Genomic DNA, 16,095 nt, shown 5'->3' with positions numbered 1-16,095 from the left:
ACGGGCATGGCCGCCCGGGGATACGCAGCGATCAGCCGATCGGATCAACGTTTGACTGAAAAAATTCCCGGCGGTGGGGGAGTGGAGTCGACGGCGTCCGCGTCGTGGACCACCGCCGCGCCGCCGGTGAACCGGTCCAGCTCGGCACCGGCCAGCACCCGGCCGGGGAACCAGTCACCCGCCGCCCGCCGGGTCAGCTCCGGCACCGGTGGCTCCACCCGGGACGCCACCAGGACCAGGTTGCCGTAGCGCCGGCCGCGCAGCACCGCCGCGTCGCCGACCAGGCAGGCCCGGGGCAGCACGGTACGCACCGTCGCGACCTGGGCGCGGGCGTGCCGCAGCGGCGGTCCGTCGGCCACGTTCGCCAGGTAGCTGCCGCCGGGCGCGAGCACCCGGGCCACTTCGGCGGCGTACTCCACCGAGGTCAGATGCGCGGGGGTACGGGCGCCGGCGAACACGTCGGCCACGATCACGTCGTACGCGCCGTCCCGGCTCGACGTCAGCGTCGCCCGCGCGTCGGCCACCCGGACCTTCAGGCGCGGATCCGACGGCCAGGGCAGCTCGCGGCGGACCAGCTCGACCAGCGCGCCGTCCACCTCGGACACCCGCTGCGTTGAACCGGGCCGGGTGGTCTGCACGTAGCGGGGCAGGGTGAGCGCGCCGCCGCCCAGGTGCAGCACCCGCAGCGGCGTCCCGGCCGGTGCCACCAGGTCCAGCGCGGCGGCCAGCCGCCGGACGTACTCGAACTCCAGGTGCGACGGGTCGTCGAGGTCCACATGCGACTGCGGCGCGCCGTCGAGCAGCAGCGTCCAGGAGCCCGGACGGTCGGCGTCCGGCACCAGCTCGGCCCGGCCGGTGTCGACGTCGGCCGTCACCCGGTCGGAGTCGCGTCGCCGGCCCATCAGCGCCGCATCCCGCGCGCCGCGGCGGTGAGCACCCGGTGCAGCAGCCGCGCATCGCCGAGCATCCCGCGCAGGCGGCGTTCCAGCCCGGCGATCGGCACCAGGTTCTGCGGGGCGCGCGGATCCTTGTACGGGGTGGAGGCGAACCGGGGCAGCGTCACCAGCGACAGGTCGGCAAGCGCGATCGCCTCCGGCACGGTCAGGTCGGCGGAGCACTCCACCCGCACGATGCCCGCCCAGGGCGCGCCGGCGCGCACCGGCAGCCGCAGATACCACGACCAGCCGCCCCAGGCCGTGCCCAGCCGGAACACCGGGCAGCGCTCGCCCGGCGCCAGCCCGGTCACCACAGCGGTGAGCCGGGCGTCCAGGTACTGGCTGTGCTGCGTCTTGATGTACCCGAGCGTGCGCGGCAGGTTCCGCCGGCTGCGCAGCGGGCCGTCCACCACCAGCAGGTCGCCGTCGGTGCGTACCGCGTCGGAGACGGCCACCTCCAGCGCGGTCAGCGGCGCCTGCACCGCCGCGGGCAGCTTGCTCAGCTCACCGGTGCCGCTGACCCGGTGCACCGGGTAGCGGACCGTCCCGGCGACCACGTCCTGCGCCGACGGGCTCGCCGTGAACAGGCCACGGCCCACCCGGGAACCGGCCATCTCGGCGGCGCCCCGGTCGAGGTCGCAGCGGACCACACCGGCCGCGTACGAGGCGGCGATGCCGGGGAACGAACCGCCGTCCTCCTCGGCCGTCCAGACGCTGGCGTCGATCCGGCGTACCCCGTCGACGAGCAGCACCACGTCCGGCGCCCGCACGCCCGCGCGCGGGCCGATCGCCCGCCAGTCGGTGGCCGGCAGTTCGACGTCGGCGTCGACCTGCGCGCTGCTCGGCGCGGCCGGCCCGGAGCCGCCGGCCGCCTCGAACGACGCGCCGTACGACGGATCCCACGCGTCGACGAAGAACGCCGGCGACGGCCCGGTCACGCGGCGCTCCGCCGGCCCGTGCCGGTCACAGGCCGGTCCGTTCCACCCGGGCCGTCCGCGCGTCCTTGCGGACCTCGAACCGGACCGGGATGCGCTCGGCCAGCGCCGGCACGTGGGTGACCACGCCGACCATCCGGTCGCCCCGGGCGGCCAGGTTCTCCAGCGTCGCCGCGACCGTGTCCAGCGTCGCCGCGTCGAGCGTGCCGAAACCCTCGTCCAGGACGATCGACTCCAGGCTCGCGGCGGTGGTGGACATGCCGGCGAGCTGCTCGGACAGCGCCAGCGCCAACGCCAGCGACGCCTGGAACGTCTCCCCGCCGGACAGCGTGCGCACCCCGCGCCGCAGCCCGGCGTCGTGGTGGTCGACCACGAAGAACTCACCCTTGTCGTGCACCAGGTCGTACTGCCCGCCGGACAGCTCCCGCAGGATCCCCGACGCGCCGTCGACCAGCAGGTCCAGCGCCTCGGTGAGCAGCCAGCGCTCGAAGTTGTTGGCCCGCAGGTGCGAGGCGAGCGCCCGCGCCACCCGGGCCTCGTGCTCGTGCCCGGCCCGCTGCTCCCGCAGCCCGGCGGCCTGCTCGCGGCGCTCGTCGAGCCGGCGCAACTCCGCCTCGGCCCGCTCCACCGCCACCGCCACGTCGCGCCTCGCGTCCTGGGGGGCGTCCAGCCCCGCCGCGGTGAACAACGCGGCGATCCCGTCGGCGACCTCGGCCGCGGCCCGCTGCGCCGCCTCCACCGAGTCGGCCAGCCCGTCCCGTTCCGCGCGCCGCGCCTGCGCCTGCTCGCCCGCCCAGCCGGCCAGCGCCGCCCACGCCGCCGCCACGTCGTCCCGGTCGGCGGCCGGCGGCCCGAACCGGGCCAGCCCGTCGCGTACCGCGTCGAAGTCACGCCAGGCCCGGCGCAGCCGCTCCTGCGCGGCGTCGAGTGCGCCCCGCGCCCGCCGGGCCGCCTCCCGGCCGGCCCGCACCGCGCCCGCCGCCTCCTCCAGTGCCGTCCGCAGCCGCGCGTGCTCGGCCAGCGACTCGCGCAGCCGCTCCGGCGCGGGCGCGTCCGTGAGCTGCTCGTCCAGCTCGGCCAGGCGCGCGCCGAACTGGTCGTGCTGGGTCCGGGCGCGCAGCAGCACCCGGTCGGAGTCGCGGGCCGCGGTGTCGCGTTCCTGCACCACCCGCTTGGCCGCCTCGCTCGCCGCGCGCGCGGCCTTGCCCGCCTCGATCGCCCGGCTCACCGCCGAACCCTTCGGCACCGCCGGCACCGCGGTGACGGTCTGCTCGCACACCGGGCAGGGCGCGCCGCCGACCAGGTGCGCCCGCAGCGCCACCGCCTGGTCGGCGGCCTTCGCGTCCTCGTGCGCGCGGAACGCCGACTCCAGCTCCGTCTCGGCCCGCTGCGCGTCCGCCCGCGCCGCCGCCAGTGCCGCCACCGCCGCCTCGTGCTCGGTCCGCGCCGCGTCCACCGCCGCGCGGACCGTCGCCGCCTCCGCGGTCAGCCGGTCCCGGTCCGCGTACGCCTTCAGGTGCAGCCGCAGCGCGCTCTCGTCACCGGCGGCGGCCAGCTCCCCGCGCAGCTTCTCCTCGCGCTCCTCGGCCAGCCCGACCGCGGCCGCCGCCTCGTCGGCGGCGACCCGGGCCTGCGTCACCGCCCGCGCCAGCTCGGCGGTGCCGTCCGGCGGCCGCACCCCGGCCAGCACACCCAGCTCGGCGTCGAGGGCGGCAAGCGCCGCGGCCCGCTCACCCGCCGTCGCCCGGGCCCGCTCCCATTCGGGTACGGCGGCAGCGACCGCTGCGGCCAGTTCCCGCATCGCGTCCACCCGCTCCCGGGCGGCGGTCAGACTCTCGTCGTCGACGTCGGCGAGCCCGCCGAGCATCTTGTCGACGGTCTCCAGCTTCGCCTCGGCCTGCCCGGCCCGCTCGACCGCCTTCTTCTGCACCGACTCGTAGACGCCCAGCCCGAGCAGGTTCACCAGGATCTGCTGACGGGTGGCCGGCTTGGCGTGCAGGAAGTCGGCGAACTGTCCCTGCGGCAGCACCACGCACGAGGTGAACTGCTCGTACGGCAGCCCCACCGCGTCCAGCACCGCCTGCTCCATCTCGGCCGGGGTGCCCGCCACCACCTCGCCCAGATCGTCCGGGCTGAGCCCGGTGTCGAGCTTGGTGACGTCGAACCCCGGCGGCATGAGCTGGAGACCGGCGTTCGCCGTCTTCACAGTGCCCCGGCCGTCGCGGCGCACCACCCGGGTCGCCACGTAGCGGTCCCCGGCGGACTCGAAGACCAGCCGGACCCGCGCCTCGGTCGCCGACGGCGCCAGCGCGTTCGCCAGCCCCCGGGCGCCGCCCCAGCGCGGCACCGTGCCGTAGAGGGCGAAACAGATCGCGTCGAGCACCGTCGACTTGCCCGAACCGGTCGGCCCGACCAGCGCGAAGAAGTCCGCGTCGGTGAAGTCGACAGTCGTCTCGTCGCGGAACACCGTGAACCCGGCCATGTCCAGCCGCATCGGCCGCATCAGTGCTCCACCTCCTCGAGCAGCTCGTCGAAGAGTTCCCGGACACCCTCGTCGGCGTGCCCGCGGCTGTCCAGGTAGTCGCCGAACAACTCGCCCGGCGACCGGCCGGCCCGCTGAGCCGTCCGTGTCCCGCTGCCCGGAGCGGGCACCAGCTCCGGATCGATCCGGATCTCCAGCGCCCGGGGCAGCAGCTCCTGCACCTCCTCGCGCAGCCCGGCCCGGGGCTGCTCCCGGACGTAGACGCGCAGCCAGCCCTCCGGCGCCTCGATCTCGGCGAGCTGCGCGAGCGTGCCGCGTACCGTGCGCAGCGGCACCGCGCCCGGCACCGGCACCTCGCGGATACGGGCGGCGGTGGTGGCTGTCACCTCCACGATCGTCACCGAGCCGACGTTCTCCTGCTCGCCGAAGTCGACGGCGAGCGGGCTGCCGCTGTAGCGGATCGGGCACGGGCCGATGACCCGCTGCGAGCGGTGCAGGTGACCCAGCGCCACGTAGTGCGCGTTGCCGGGGAAGACTGTCGCCGGAACCGCGTATCCGAGCACCGTGTGCGCGTCCCGCTCACCGCCGCCGGTGCTCGCCCCGACCACAGTCAGGTGCGCCGTCACCAGGTGCACGCGGTCCGGCTCGGTGAACCCCTCGGCGAGGCGGTCCAGCACCCGCCCCAGGTGGTCGGCGTACGTCTGGTTGGCCTCGGCCGGGGTGAGCGTGTACATCTCCACCGCGCGCACCGCGTACCGCTGGGACAGGAACGGCAGCGCGGCGAGCCGCCAGCGCTCCCCGCCGGCGGTGACCCCGTCGACGACGTGCTCGTCCGGGTTCTCCCGGACGCTGCCGCGCAGCGTGATCCCGGCGGCCTCGGCCCACGGCCGCAGCGCGTCCAGCGCCGCGCCGTTGTCGTGGTTGCCGCCGATCGCCACCACGTCGGCCCCGGTTCGCCGCAGCGCGGTCAGCGCCCGCGTCACCAGCCGGGTCGCCTCCGGGGTCGGCGCGGCGGTGTCGTACAGGTCACCGGCGACGATCACCAGGTCGGGCCGCTCACGCTGGGCGATGTCGATGACCTGGGCGAGGACCTGCTTGTGCTCCTCGGCCCGGGACTGCCCCTTGAGGACCTTGCCGACGTGCCAGTCCGAGGTGTGCAGGATCTTCATCTGGGTGCCGCCTAGAACGGGATGTCGTCGTCGGAGGAGCCGGAGCCGACCACCGCGAACGGATCGGCGGCCTGCGTGATCGACCGTAGCGTCTCCGAGGGCGCGCGGCCCGCCTCCGAGACCCGGGTGGCCCACGCCGGGAACGGGAACTCCAGGCAGAGCGGCACCGGGATGTCCGGCTGGTTGACGAACATCGTGCCCGGCTTGGCCAGCAGCGCCCGCTGCCGCTGGGCGGGCGGCAGGAAGCCGTACTCCGGGCGGGACGCCTCGGCCGGGTCGAGCCGGCCCACCACCCGGATCGCCGAGTTGGTGACGATCCGCCGTTCCACCTCGCTGGCGGTCTGCTGCGCGCCGACCAGGATCACGCCCAGTGAGCGGCCCCGCTCGGCGATGTCGAGCAGCACCTCCTTGATCGGCGACGAGCCCTCCCGTGGCGCGTACTTGTTCAGCTCGTCGAGCACGACGAACAGCAGCGGCTTGGCGGTGCCGGCCTTCTCCTTGCGCTCGAACTCGCTCTTGAGCGTCACGCCGACCACGAACCGCTGCGCGCGATCCGGCAGGTTGTGCAGGTCGACCACTGTGACCTGGGCGCTCTCCGCCGTGTTGATCGAGTGCGGGCGGCGCATCGCCAGGTCGCCCCGGATGAGCCGGCCCAGGTCCTTCTTGCTGCCGATGAGCCGGCGGGCGAACGCGTTGACGGTGCCCAGCCCGACCGCGCTGCCCGCCCACTCGCCGCGTGTCTCGTCGTCGTTGAGCTGCTCGACCACGTGGTCGACCAGATCGGCGTACGAGCCGAGCCGCACCCCGTCGATGCTCACCCCGCCGTCGGCCGGCTGGGCGTAGCGGGCCAGGTGCGCGGCGACCGAGTGGACCACCATCGTGTACTGCTGGCGCTCGTCGTCCGCGTCGGCGAACACGTACGGCAGGAGCCGGTCGGCGCAGAACTCGGTCAGCGTCCAGTAGAAGCTGTCCACGCCGGTGAGCCGGCTGCTCACATCCGGCGTGCCGGAGGAGTCGCCGACCCGCGGCGGGGCGTACACCCGCACGTCCGGGAACGCCCCGGCGTCCAGGCCCAGCTTCGCGTACGCGGCCCGGGTCGGGTCGTCGAGCCGGCTGTTCGGGTGGTCGAGGAAGAGCAGGTCCTCGCCCTTCACGTTGAAGATCAGCGCCTTGGCGTTCACGGCGTCGCCGCCCAGCACGCCGGAGCGGAACACCGAGTAGAGCAGGAATGTGGCGAAGCTGGTCTTGGTGGCGACACCGGAGATGCCGGAGATCGACACGTGCGCGCCGCGGGTGCCGTCGAGGAAGTCGGCGTTGAGGTAGACCGGCACGCCGTCGCGGCCCATCCCCATCGGGATCCGCCGTTCCATCCGGTCGAAGTGCAGCGCCCGCGCCCGCGCGTCACCCTCGGCCCGGTGCACCACCGCGCCCGGCGTGGGCGGCACGTAGAACTCCGGGTCGACCCGCGTGGTGGTCACCTCGGCCGCCTCCTGCACCTGCGCCGGCAGCGTGCCGTCGGCGATGGCGAAGACGTCGGAGTCGAACTGCGCCCCCTCGTGCCGGGCGCGCACCTGGGTCACCACCCCGGCGATCGTCACCGGCTCACGGTCGGGCAGGTCGCGACGGGTCACCACCACGTCGTCGAGTTGCAGGTAGCTGCCCGGCGCGACGGCGGTCCAGAAGGTGAGCGGGGTGGCGTCGGCGGTGCCGAGCACCCGGCCGACACCCTCGCCGGGCCCGTCGAGCTGATCGTCGGTCATCGGCGGTCTCCGGTCGGCTGGTCGTACCGTTGGCGGTGCACGTCGTGCATCCTGCCCGAGGGATGCGACAGGTTGCCACGCGACGCGGCGGACGCCACGTCACCCGTGCGCCGAACGGTAGCCACCCGAATCCGCCCGATCACGATGCGTGCCTTTCCTCCACGTTCGCCCCTCCGCCGCCCGCAGCCTGCCGCCCCGCCCCGCCCGCAGCGCGCCGCGCCCCTCCGCCACCCGCCGCCTGCGGGCCGTCTGCGGGCCGTCTGCCGCGCCGACGCCGCAGGCTCCCGGGCGGCCCGCCCGATGACCGTCAGCGGTGCCGTCGGCTGGCCGAGATGCGGCCCGGCGCGGCGCGGCCCGGCCCGGCCCGGCCCGGCCCGGCCCGGCGCGGTGCGGTGCTGTCCGGCCCGGCCCGGCCGCTCGGTGGAACACCACGGGTGCCTCCGCAGGCCGATGACACCCATGGCGTTCCACCCGTCGCCTGCCCACCCCGAACTCGCCGTTTCCGGTTTGCGCGTCCCGAGCCGCGGGAGTCGTGTCCCGCGTGTCAGGACGACGCGGAGATCTTGGTACGAAAGGGCCCCTCTAGGGGCCGTTTGATACCAAGATCTCGCGTGCCGCGTGCCGCGTGCCGCGTGCCGCGTGCCGCGTGCCGCGTGCCGCGTCAGGCGGCGAGGGCGGCGCCAGCGCGTGGTGCGCGTCGGGGGTTGTGGGGCGTGCCGCGTTCCGCGAGCGGGTCAGGCGGCGGGGGCGGAACCGGCGGGCGGGGTCTCGGCGGGGTCGCGGGCGTAGCGCAGCATCAGCACGCCGTCGGCGGCGGCCAGCACGTGCCGCAGCGGCAGGTGACGCGGGACGCTGGCGTCCCCGGCGGTGATCCGGCCCGGCCCGGCGCCGGCGAGCAGCGGCGCCACGGTCAGGCACAGTTCGTCGACCAGGTCGGCGGCAGTGAGCGCGCCGAACAGGTGCGGGCCGCCCTCGCAGAGCAGTTGGCCGAGCCCGCGCCGACGCAACTCGGCCAGTCCGGCGACGAGATCGACCTGCCCGGCGCCGCTAATCCGCCCGGCGCCTCCGGTCCGCCCGGCACCACCGGTCCGCCCGGAGCCGTCGGTCGGGCCGCTGCCGTCGGACTGACCGGTGCCACCGGTCCGCCCGGAGCCGTCGGTCGGGCCGCTGCCGTCGGACTGACCGGCGCCGCCGATCCGCCCGGTCCCGTCGGTCGGGCCGCTGCCGTCGACCCGTCCGGCACCGTCGTCGGGCTGACCGGCGCCACCAGGCTGCCCGGTGCCGTCGGCCTGCTCAGCGTCGTCGGCCGTGTCGGTGCCGCAGCGGATCACGTCGGCGACGTCGGCCAGCCCGGGCGGCGGTACGGCGTCGGCGTGGGTGAGCACGATCGGCCGGACCGGGGCGTCTGCGAACGCGGCCTGCGCCGGGTCGAGGTCGAGCGAACCGGAGACGACCACCAGCGTGGGGTACTCGGCCAGCCCCTGCTCGCGGCGCCAGGCCCGGCGTTCCGGGCTCAGCCGGACCGCCCGGTAGCCCTCGTGCCGCAGTGTGCCGGCGGCCACCACGAGACCGTCGCAGAGCATCCGCAGCAGGCCGAAGACCCGCTTGTCCGGCTCGCCGGAGAGCCCGGCCGAGTATCCGTCCAGAGTGACCGCGCCGTCGGCGCTGGCGACGAAGTTGACCCGCAGGTGCGGGCCGGCCGTCCGGCCGTAGAGCGCGGTGAGCTGCGGATCGGTGAGCGCACCGGTGACGGGTGCGGGCCAGATCCGTTCGATCGGGGTTCCGACGGTCATTCGCCGGCCGGACCGGTGACCGGAGGGGTGGGTTCGGGGGTACGGTGCTGGCAGTCGCACCACTTCCGGCCAGGACAGTCGTCGTGCCGCCGTTCCCGGCAGGCTCGGCAGATCATGCAGGCAGCCTATGCCCAGGAAGGATGGGACGTCGTGTCGCGTCAGATCTTCCAGCTCATGGTGTCGCTGGCTGGCGTCCGGCCGCCGGTGTGGCGGCGGGTGCTGGTGCCCGGCGGCTACACGCTGGACCGGCTGCACCGGGTGATCCAGCACGCGATGGGCTGGCGCGACTGCCACCTGCACTCGTTCGACGTGGACGGCCGGCAGTACGGCGAGCCCGACCCGGACGGCGAGCTGGCGCTGCGCGACGAGCTGGCGCTGCGCGACGAGCTGGACGTCCGGCTGGACGCGCTCGTGGGCAAGGGCGACCGGTTCCGCTACACGTACGACTTCGGTGACTGGTGGGAGCACGACCTGGTGGTGGAGGACTGCTGCGCCGCCGATCCGGACGAGCGTTACCCGCTGTGCCTGGACGGGGAGCGGGCCTGCCCGCCGGAGGACGTGGGCGGTCCGGGCGGGTACGCGGTCCTGCTGGCCGCGCTCGCCGATCCCGCGCATCCGGAGCATCCGACCATGCGGGAGTGGGCCGGCCCGGCGTTCGATCCGGCCGTGTTCGACCCGGACCGCGCCACCGTCCTGCTGCGCCGCTGCTGCTGACCCGATCCCTCGCGCCATCGACTGCGCGACCAACTGCACCGCCGACCGCGCGACCACTGCACCGCCGACCGCACGACCAGCCGGGCCACCAACCGCGCGCACCCGCCGCGTCACCGACCGCGCGCACCAGCCGGGCCACCGACCGCGCGCACCTGCCGCGTCACCGACCGCGCGACCCGCGGCGCCACCGCCGCACCGCTGACCGCGCGGTCCCCGCGCAGGGGCCGCGCGCCGACGCGGTAACGAAATGGGAACGCTCCCAACGGTCTATTGACACCCCTGTCACCTCCCGGCAACCTCATGGGAGCGCTCCCGAGAGTGGTGCGGATCTCCCTCCTGCCCGCTCCGGCCCGCGCGAAACGCACCCCCCACCACACAGCAGATATCGCCTCACCACCGAAAGAGGGGTCTCGGATGAGCGTCCCAATCCGTCGTCGGCGGTTCGCGGCCATCGCGCTCGCGTCCGTCGTCGTGCTCGGCACCACCGCCGCCTGCGGCGACGACTCGGACAGCGGCGACAGCGGCAGCGGCGGCGGCCCGGTCACCCTGGTCGTCGACGTCTTCGGCGACCAGGGCTTCGGCTACGAAGAGCTGTACAAGCAGTACGAAGCGGAGCACCCGAACGTCAAGATCCAGGAGCGGGGCAAGGGCCTCGGCCTCGGTGACTACAACACCCGTCTGACGCAGCAGATCACCGCGGGCTCGGGTGCCGGCGACGTGGTGGCCCTGGAAGAGGGCACCATCGTCCAGTTCTACGCCCAGGCCGACAAGTTCGTGAACCTGGCCGACCACGGCGCGAACGACCTCAAGGGCAACTTCCTGCCGTGGAAGTGGGAGCAGGGCACCACCCCCGACGGCAAGGTGCTGGGCCTCGGCACCGACGTCGGCTCGATGGCGCTGTGCTACCGCAGCGACCTGTTCAAGGCCGCCGGGCTGCCCACCGACCGCGAGCAGGTCGGCGCGCTCTGGCCGACGTGGGACGAGTTCATCGCCACCGGCCAGAAGTTCGCCGCCGCCGACAAGAAGCACAAGTTCGTCGACTCGGCGACCAACTTCTACAACGTCGTGCTGATGCAGATCGCGGGCCAGGGCACCGGCTACACCTACTACGACAAGAGCAACAAGCTGGTCATCGACCAGAACCCGGACGTGCAGGCCGCGTACCAGCTCACCACCAAGATGATCGCCGCCGGGCTGTCCAACAACCTCCAGTCGTTCTCCAACGAGTGGAACGCCGGCTTCAAGAACGGCACCTTCGCCACCATCGCCTGCCCCGCCTGGATGACCGGTGTCATCAAGGGCCAGGCCGGTGACGCGGCGGCCGGCAAGTGGGACATCGCCAAGGCGCCGGGCGCCGGTGGCAACTGGGGCGGCTCCTTCCTCGGCGTGCCGAAGTCGAGCAAGCACCAGAAGGAGGCCGCGGAGCTGGCCAAGTTCCTGACCAGCGCCAAGGGCCAGATCGGCGCGTACAAGGCGGTCGGCAACCTGCCCTCGAACCCGCAGGCGCTCACCGACCCGGCCGTGGCCGACTCGACCAACGACTACTTCAGCAAGGCCCCGGTCGGCAAGATCTTCGCCGCCGGCGCCACCGACCTGAAGCCGGTCTACCTCGGCCCGAAGAACAACGCGGTCCGCACCGCCGTGGAGAACACGCTGCGCGCCGTGGAGCAGGGCAAGTCGGCCGACGAGCAGTGGCAGGCGGCCCTGAAGAACGGTGCGGCCGCCGGTAAGTGACCGGTTGAGCCGCCCGCGGGTGGCGTCGGCAGCCCTGGCTGCCGGCGCCACCCGCGGTGCCCGCAGAGTCCGGCGTCGCCCGTGTGGCGGGTGACGCCGGCCGAGGAGAAGGACTCCCCATGAGCCTCGACCTGCACGCCGCGGCGCCGCCCGAGCCCGGCGCGCCCCGCGCCGCACGGCACACACGCCGCCGCGCCGCCTCGATGACCCGGCTGGACCTGAAGTACTCGCCGTACCTGTACGTCCTGCCGTTCTTTGTGATCTTCGCCGTGTTCGGCGTGTACCCGATCGCGTACACGGTCTGGATCGCGCTGACCGACCGGTCGCCGCTGAACTCGACGATCTCCTTCGTCGGGATGGACAACTTCGTCGAGCTGATCACCGAGGACCCGCAGTTCTGGAACGCGGTGGTCAACACGTTCGGCATGTTCCTGCTCTCCACAGTGCCCCAGCTGCTGCTGGCGCTGATGCTCGCCAACGCGCTGAACCGGAAGCTGCGCGCGCAGACGTTCTTCCGGATGGCCATCGCGATGCCGATCATCACCTCGACCGCTGTGGTCGCGCTGATCTTCTCGATGATCTACGCCAAGGACTTCGGCCTGGTCAACTGGCTGCTCGACAGCGTCGGCCTGGACCCGATCGACTGGCGGGCGAACCGCTTCGCCTCCTGGTTCGCCATCTCCACCATGGTCGACTGGCGCTGGGTCGGCTACAACGCGCTGATCTACCTGGCCGCCATGCAGTCGATCAGCAAGGACATGTACGAGGCCGCGGCGCTGGACGGCGCCTCCCGGCGGCGCCAGTTCTGGTCCATCACGGTCCCGCAGCTGCGCCCCACGATCATCTTCACGCTGATCATCTCCACCATCGGCGGCCTCCAGCTGTTCACCGAGCCCCTGCTGTTCACCAGCGGCTCGGGCGGTCTCTCCGGTGGTTCGGAGGGCCAGTTCCAGACCATCACGATGTACCTGCTCGACGTGATGAACCAGCGCTTCCGGTGGGGCTACGCCGGGGCGGTCGCGCTCGTGCTCTTCGTGCTCATCGCGTTGATGTCGGCGATCAACTACCTGCTCGCCCGCCGCATCAGCTCCGACAAGTGAGGTGACGAGATGACGACCACCGCCGTCCGCCCGCCCACCCGGCAGAGTCCGCCGGTCAAGACCGCCCACCGGGCCGAGCGGCTCTGGAAGGCCAGCCCGCTCACCATGATCGGCCTGATCTTCGGCGTGCTGCTGTCCCTGTTCCCGTTCTACTGGATGATCGTGATCGCCAGCCGGACGAACGACGCGGCCAACTCCTGGCCTCCGCCGTTCCTGCCCGGCGGCAAGCTCGGCGAGAACATCGAGCGGGTGCTCGCCAACAGCGACGCCAACATCGTCAAGGGCCTGATGAACTCGTTCCTGGTCTCCGGGACGATCACCGTCGCGACCGTGTTCTTCGGCTCGCTGGCCGGCTTCGCGTTCGCCAAGCTCCGCTTCCGGGGCAAGAACGCGCTGCTGCTGATCATCCTCACCTCGATGATGGTGCCGATCCAGCTCGGCGTGCTGCCGCTGTACATCCTGATGGCCAAGCTCGACTGGCTGAACACCATGCCGTCGGTGACCGTCCCGTTCCTGATCGGCGGCTTCGGCATCTTCATGATGCGCCAGTACGCCGAGCAGGCGGTACCGAACGAGTTGATCGAGGCCGCCCGGGTGGACGGCTGCTCGACCTGGCGGGTGTACTGGCACGTGGTGGCACCCGCGCTGCGTCCGGCCGCCGCGGTGCTGGGCCTGCTGACCTTCATGGAGCAGTGGAACCAGTTCTTCTGGCCGTTCGTGGTGCTGGCGGACCCGTCCAACCCGACCGTCCAGATCTCGCTGCGCAGCCTCAACACCGCCTACTTCGCCGACAACTCGCAGATCTTCGCCGGTACGTTGATCGCGACCCTGCCCCTGTTCGTCGTGTTCGTTCTGTTTGGCCGCCAGATCATCGGCGGCATCATGGAAGGCGCCGTCAAGTCGTGAGCAACCCAGCAAGCCCGCCCGCTGTCGGCGTCCTCGACGCCGGTCCGGCCCTCACCTTCCCGTCCGACTTCCTCTGGGGCGCGGCGACCGCCGCGTACCAGATCGAGGGCGGGGCGACGGAGGGCGGCCGTGCCCCGTCGATCTGGGACACCTTCAGCCACACGGAGGGCCGGACGGTGGCCGGGCACACCGGCGACGTGGCGTGTGACCACTACCACCGGATGCCTGACGACGTGCGGCTGATGGCCGACCTGGGCCTGCGGTCGTACCGCTTCTCGGTGAGCTGGCCGCGGGTGCAGCCGGGCGGCACCGGCGGGGTCAACCAGGAGGGCATGGACTTCTACCGCCGGCTGGTCGACGAGCTGCTCGGCCACGGCATCGAGCCGTGGCTGACGCTCTACCACTGGGACATGCCGCAGCCGCTGGAGGACGCGGGCGGCTGGCCGGCCCGGGACACCGCGGCCCGCTTCGCCGAGTACGCCCACCTGGTCGCCGAGGCGCTCGGTGACCGGGTGAAGTACTTCACCACGCTGAACGAGCCGTGGTGCTCGGCGTTCCTCGGCTACGGCTCCGGCGTGCACGCGCCGGGCCGCAGGGACGGCGCGGACGCGGTCCGGGCCGGGCACCACCTGATGCTCGGTCACGGCCTGGCCGTGCAGGCGGTACGCGCGGTCCGCCCGGACGCGCAGCTCGGCATCACAGTCAACCTGTACCCGGTGACCCCGGCGAGCGGCTCGGCGGCGGACGCCGACGCGGCCCGCCGGATCGACGCGCTGGCGAACCGGTTCTTCCTGGACCCGGTGCTGCGCGGGTCGTACCCGGCGGACCTCGTCGCGGACCTGCGTCAGGTCACCGACATGGGGCACGTGCGCGACGGTGACCTGGCGACCATCTCCACGCCGCTGGACATGGTCGGGGTCAACTACTACAGCCGGCACGTGGTGGCCGCGCCGGTCGAGGGCGCGGAGCCGGAGCCCTACTGGCGGGCGCCGTCCTGCTGGCCGGGCAGCGAGGACGTCCGGTTCGTCACCCGGGGTGTCCCGGTGACGGACATGGACTGGGAGATCGACGCCCCGGGCCTGGTGGAGACGCTGGAGCGGGTCCACCGGGAGTACACCGACCTGCCGCTCTACGTCACCGAGAACGGCTCGGCGTTCGTCGACGAGCTGGTCGACGGCCGGGTGGACGACCCGGACCGGCTGGCCTACTTCGCCGCGCACCTGCGCGCGGCGCACGCCGCGATCGAGGCCGGCGTGCCGCTCAAGGGCTACTTCGCCTGGTCGCTTCTGGACAACTTCGAGTGGGCCTGGGGTTACACGAAGCGGTTCGGCATGGTCTATGTCGACTACGACAGCCAGGCCCGGATCGCGAAGTCCAGCGCCAGGTGGTACGCCGACGTGATCCGACGCAACGGACTGCCCGCACAATAAGCTGGGCCAGCCAGTAACGGGCGGCCCGGCGCCGACGCCTCAATCGGTGCCGGGTCCGCCCGACCGTCGGAGGAGCACAACGATGACAACGCAGCGCACCCGCTCGCTCGGGCGTCCGACCCTCGACGCGGTCGCGGCCCGCGCCGGCGTCGGGCGCGGCACGGTCTCCCGCGTGGTCAACGGCTCGCCGCAGGTCAGTCCGGAGGCCCGGGCCGCCGTCCAGCAGGCCATCGCCGAACTGGGGTACGTGCCGAACCGTGCCGCCCGTGCGCTGGTCACCCAGCGGACCGACTCGGTCGCACTGGTCGTGTCCGAGTCGGGGGAGCGGGTCTTCACCGAGCCGTTCTTCGCGGCCATCGTCCGGGGCGTCAGCTCCGGGCTGGTGGAGACGCCGATGCAGCTCTGGCTGGCCATGGTGCAGTCGCCGATCGAGCGGGAACGGGTCGAGCACCACCTGACCAACCAGCACGTGGACGGCGTACTCCTGCTGTCCCTGCACGACGCGGACCCGCTGCCCACGCTGCTGGAGGAGCGCGGTCTCCCGACGGTGCTCGGCGGCCGTCCGGCGCGGATGCTGCACCCGAACGCGCAGCCGGCGTGGTTCGTCGACATGGACAACGTCGGCGGCGCGCGGCAGGCGGTGGAGCACCTGTTCCGCCAGGGCCGCCGGCGGGTCGCGACCATCGCGGGCCCGCAGGACATGGGCGCCGGCCTGGCCCGGCTCTCCGGCTACCAGGAGGCCGTGCGCGCGGCCGGCGGCCGGGTCGACCCGGGCCTGATCGCGTACGGGGACTTCAGCGAGGGCAGCGGCACCGCGGCCATGCGCCGGCTGCTCGACGTCTGCCCGGAGCTGGACGCCGTGTTCGTGGCCTCCGACCTGATGGCGTTCGGCGCGCTGCGCGCGTTGCGCGAGGCCGGCCGCCGGGTGCCCGAGGACGTGGCGGTGATCGGCTTCGACGACGCCCCGATCGCGCGTCAGGCCGAGCCGCCGCTGACCACCGTGTTCCAGCCGGTGGAGGAGATGGGCCGGCAGATGGCCCGGCTGCTGGTGTCCCGCATCCGCGGCGAGGAGGTCCCCTCCCCGCACGTGCTGCTGGACACCGAGCTGATCCACCGGGCCTCCGGCTGACCCACCCC

The 16,095-nt window shown here is 73.4% G+C and carries 12 protein-coding genes; 6 read left to right on the top strand and 6 right to left on the bottom strand.

What is annotated here, in order from left to right; all coding sequences use genetic code 11:
- Positions 1-44 precede the first annotated feature (44 nt).
- The 6 genes from FB455_RS20575 to FB455_RS20550 all read right to left on the bottom strand — a co-directional run bounded on the left by FB455_RS20575 (position 45) and on the right by FB455_RS20550 (position 9,074).
- Entirely contained in the window at positions 45-902 is an 858-nt protein-coding gene (locus tag FB455_RS20575) for a spermidine synthase (protein WP_145754613.1), read from the bottom strand.
- Positions 902-1,873: a hypothetical protein gene (locus FB455_RS20570; RefSeq protein ID WP_013284849.1), complete on the bottom strand. Its 972-nt coding sequence runs from the start codon at positions 1,871-1,873 to the stop codon at positions 902-904. The genes FB455_RS20575 and FB455_RS20570 overlap by 1 nt, the downstream gene beginning before the upstream one ends.
- Positions 1,874-1,898: 25 nt before the next feature.
- Positions 1,899-4,373, bottom strand: coding sequence for an AAA family ATPase (locus FB455_RS20565; RefSeq protein WP_145754611.1), 2,475 nt, complete (start codon positions 4,371-4,373; stop codon positions 1,899-1,901).
- The gene (locus tag FB455_RS20560; protein WP_030274687.1) at positions 4,373-5,521 is read right to left on the bottom strand and encodes an exonuclease SbcCD subunit D; all 1,149 of its coding nucleotides are present in this window, start codon (positions 5,519-5,521) and stop codon (positions 4,373-4,375) included. Before FB455_RS20560 ends, FB455_RS20565 begins: the two co-directional genes overlap by 1 nt.
- Positions 5,522-5,532: 11 nt before the next feature.
- Positions 5,533-7,281 carry an ATP-binding protein gene (locus FB455_RS20555; RefSeq protein ID WP_013474546.1) on the bottom strand — a complete coding sequence of 583 codons (1,749 nt, stop codon included), beginning with the start codon at positions 7,279-7,281 and terminating at the stop codon, positions 5,533-5,535.
- A 734-nt stretch (positions 7,282-8,015) separates the two neighbouring features.
- Positions 8,016-9,074: a pyrimidine reductase family protein gene (locus FB455_RS20550; protein WP_030274685.1), complete on the bottom strand. Its 1,059-nt coding sequence runs from the start codon at positions 9,072-9,074 to the stop codon at positions 8,016-8,018.
- A 150-nt stretch (positions 9,075-9,224) separates the two neighbouring features.
- Here FB455_RS20550 and FB455_RS20545 point away from each other — a divergent pair, with 150 nt between their 5' ends.
- The 6 genes from FB455_RS20545 to FB455_RS20520 all read left to right on the top strand — a co-directional run bounded on the left by FB455_RS20545 (position 9,225) and on the right by FB455_RS20520 (position 16,087).
- Positions 9,225-9,788 carry a plasmid pRiA4b ORF-3 family protein gene (locus tag FB455_RS20545; RefSeq protein WP_030274683.1) on the top strand — a complete coding sequence of 188 codons (564 nt, stop codon included), beginning with the start codon at positions 9,225-9,227 and terminating at the stop codon, positions 9,786-9,788.
- A 414-nt stretch (positions 9,789-10,202) separates the two neighbouring features.
- Positions 10,203-11,522 (top strand): ABC transporter substrate-binding protein, encoded by a 1,320-nt coding sequence (locus FB455_RS20540; protein ID WP_013284855.1) that lies wholly within the window; start codon positions 10,203-10,205, stop codon positions 11,520-11,522.
- A 119-nt stretch (positions 11,523-11,641) separates the two neighbouring features.
- Positions 11,642-12,622, top strand: a complete 981-nt coding sequence (locus FB455_RS20535; protein WP_013284856.1) for a carbohydrate ABC transporter permease — start codon at positions 11,642-11,644, stop codon at positions 12,620-12,622.
- 105 nt (positions 12,623-12,727) lie between these two features.
- The gene (locus FB455_RS20530; protein ID WP_030274682.1) at positions 12,728-13,528 is read left to right on the top strand and encodes a carbohydrate ABC transporter permease; all 801 of its coding nucleotides are present in this window, start codon (positions 12,728-12,730) and stop codon (positions 13,526-13,528) included.
- Entirely contained in the window at positions 13,525-14,958 is a 1,434-nt protein-coding gene (locus FB455_RS20525; protein ID WP_013284858.1) for a GH1 family beta-glucosidase, read from the top strand. Before FB455_RS20530 ends, FB455_RS20525 begins: the two co-directional genes overlap by 4 nt.
- 82 nt (positions 14,959-15,040) lie before the next feature.
- Positions 15,041-16,087: a LacI family DNA-binding transcriptional regulator gene (locus FB455_RS20520; protein WP_013284859.1), complete on the top strand. Its 1,047-nt coding sequence runs from the start codon at positions 15,041-15,043 to the stop codon at positions 16,085-16,087.
- The last annotated feature ends 8 nt before the right edge of the window (positions 16,088-16,095 follow it).

The organism is Micromonospora sp. CNZ296, from assembly GCF_007827635.1.
The sequence above is the reverse complement of the archived record's forward strand: the minus strand, read 5'-3'. Positions and strand labels throughout refer to the sequence as shown.

Coding starts and splice junctions, on each gene's coding strand:
- FB455_RS20520 (WP_013284859.1), top strand. CDS start 15,041: ATGACAACGCAGCGCACCCGCTCGCTCGGGCGTCCGACCCTCGACGCG.
- FB455_RS20565 (WP_145754611.1), bottom strand. CDS start 4,373: ATGCGGCCGATGCGGCTGGACATGGCCGGGTTCACGGTGTTCCGCGAC.
- FB455_RS20530 (WP_030274682.1), top strand. CDS start 12,728: ATGATCGGCCTGATCTTCGGCGTGCTGCTGTCCCTGTTCCCGTTCTAC.
- FB455_RS20575 (WP_145754613.1), bottom strand. CDS start 902: ATGGGCCGGCGACGCGACTCCGACCGGGTGACGGCCGACGTCGACACC.
- FB455_RS20555 (WP_013474546.1), bottom strand. CDS start 7,281: ATGACCGACGATCAGCTCGACGGGCCCGGCGAGGGTGTCGGCCGGGTG.
- FB455_RS20535 (WP_013284856.1), top strand. CDS start 11,642: ATGAGCCTCGACCTGCACGCCGCGGCGCCGCCCGAGCCCGGCGCGCCC.
- FB455_RS20540 (WP_013284855.1), top strand. CDS start 10,203: ATGAGCGTCCCAATCCGTCGTCGGCGGTTCGCGGCCATCGCGCTCGCG.
- FB455_RS20560 (WP_030274687.1), bottom strand. CDS start 5,521: ATGAAGATCCTGCACACCTCGGACTGGCACGTCGGCAAGGTCCTCAAG.
- FB455_RS20550 (WP_030274685.1), bottom strand. CDS start 9,074: ATGACCGTCGGAACCCCGATCGAACGGATCTGGCCCGCACCCGTCACC.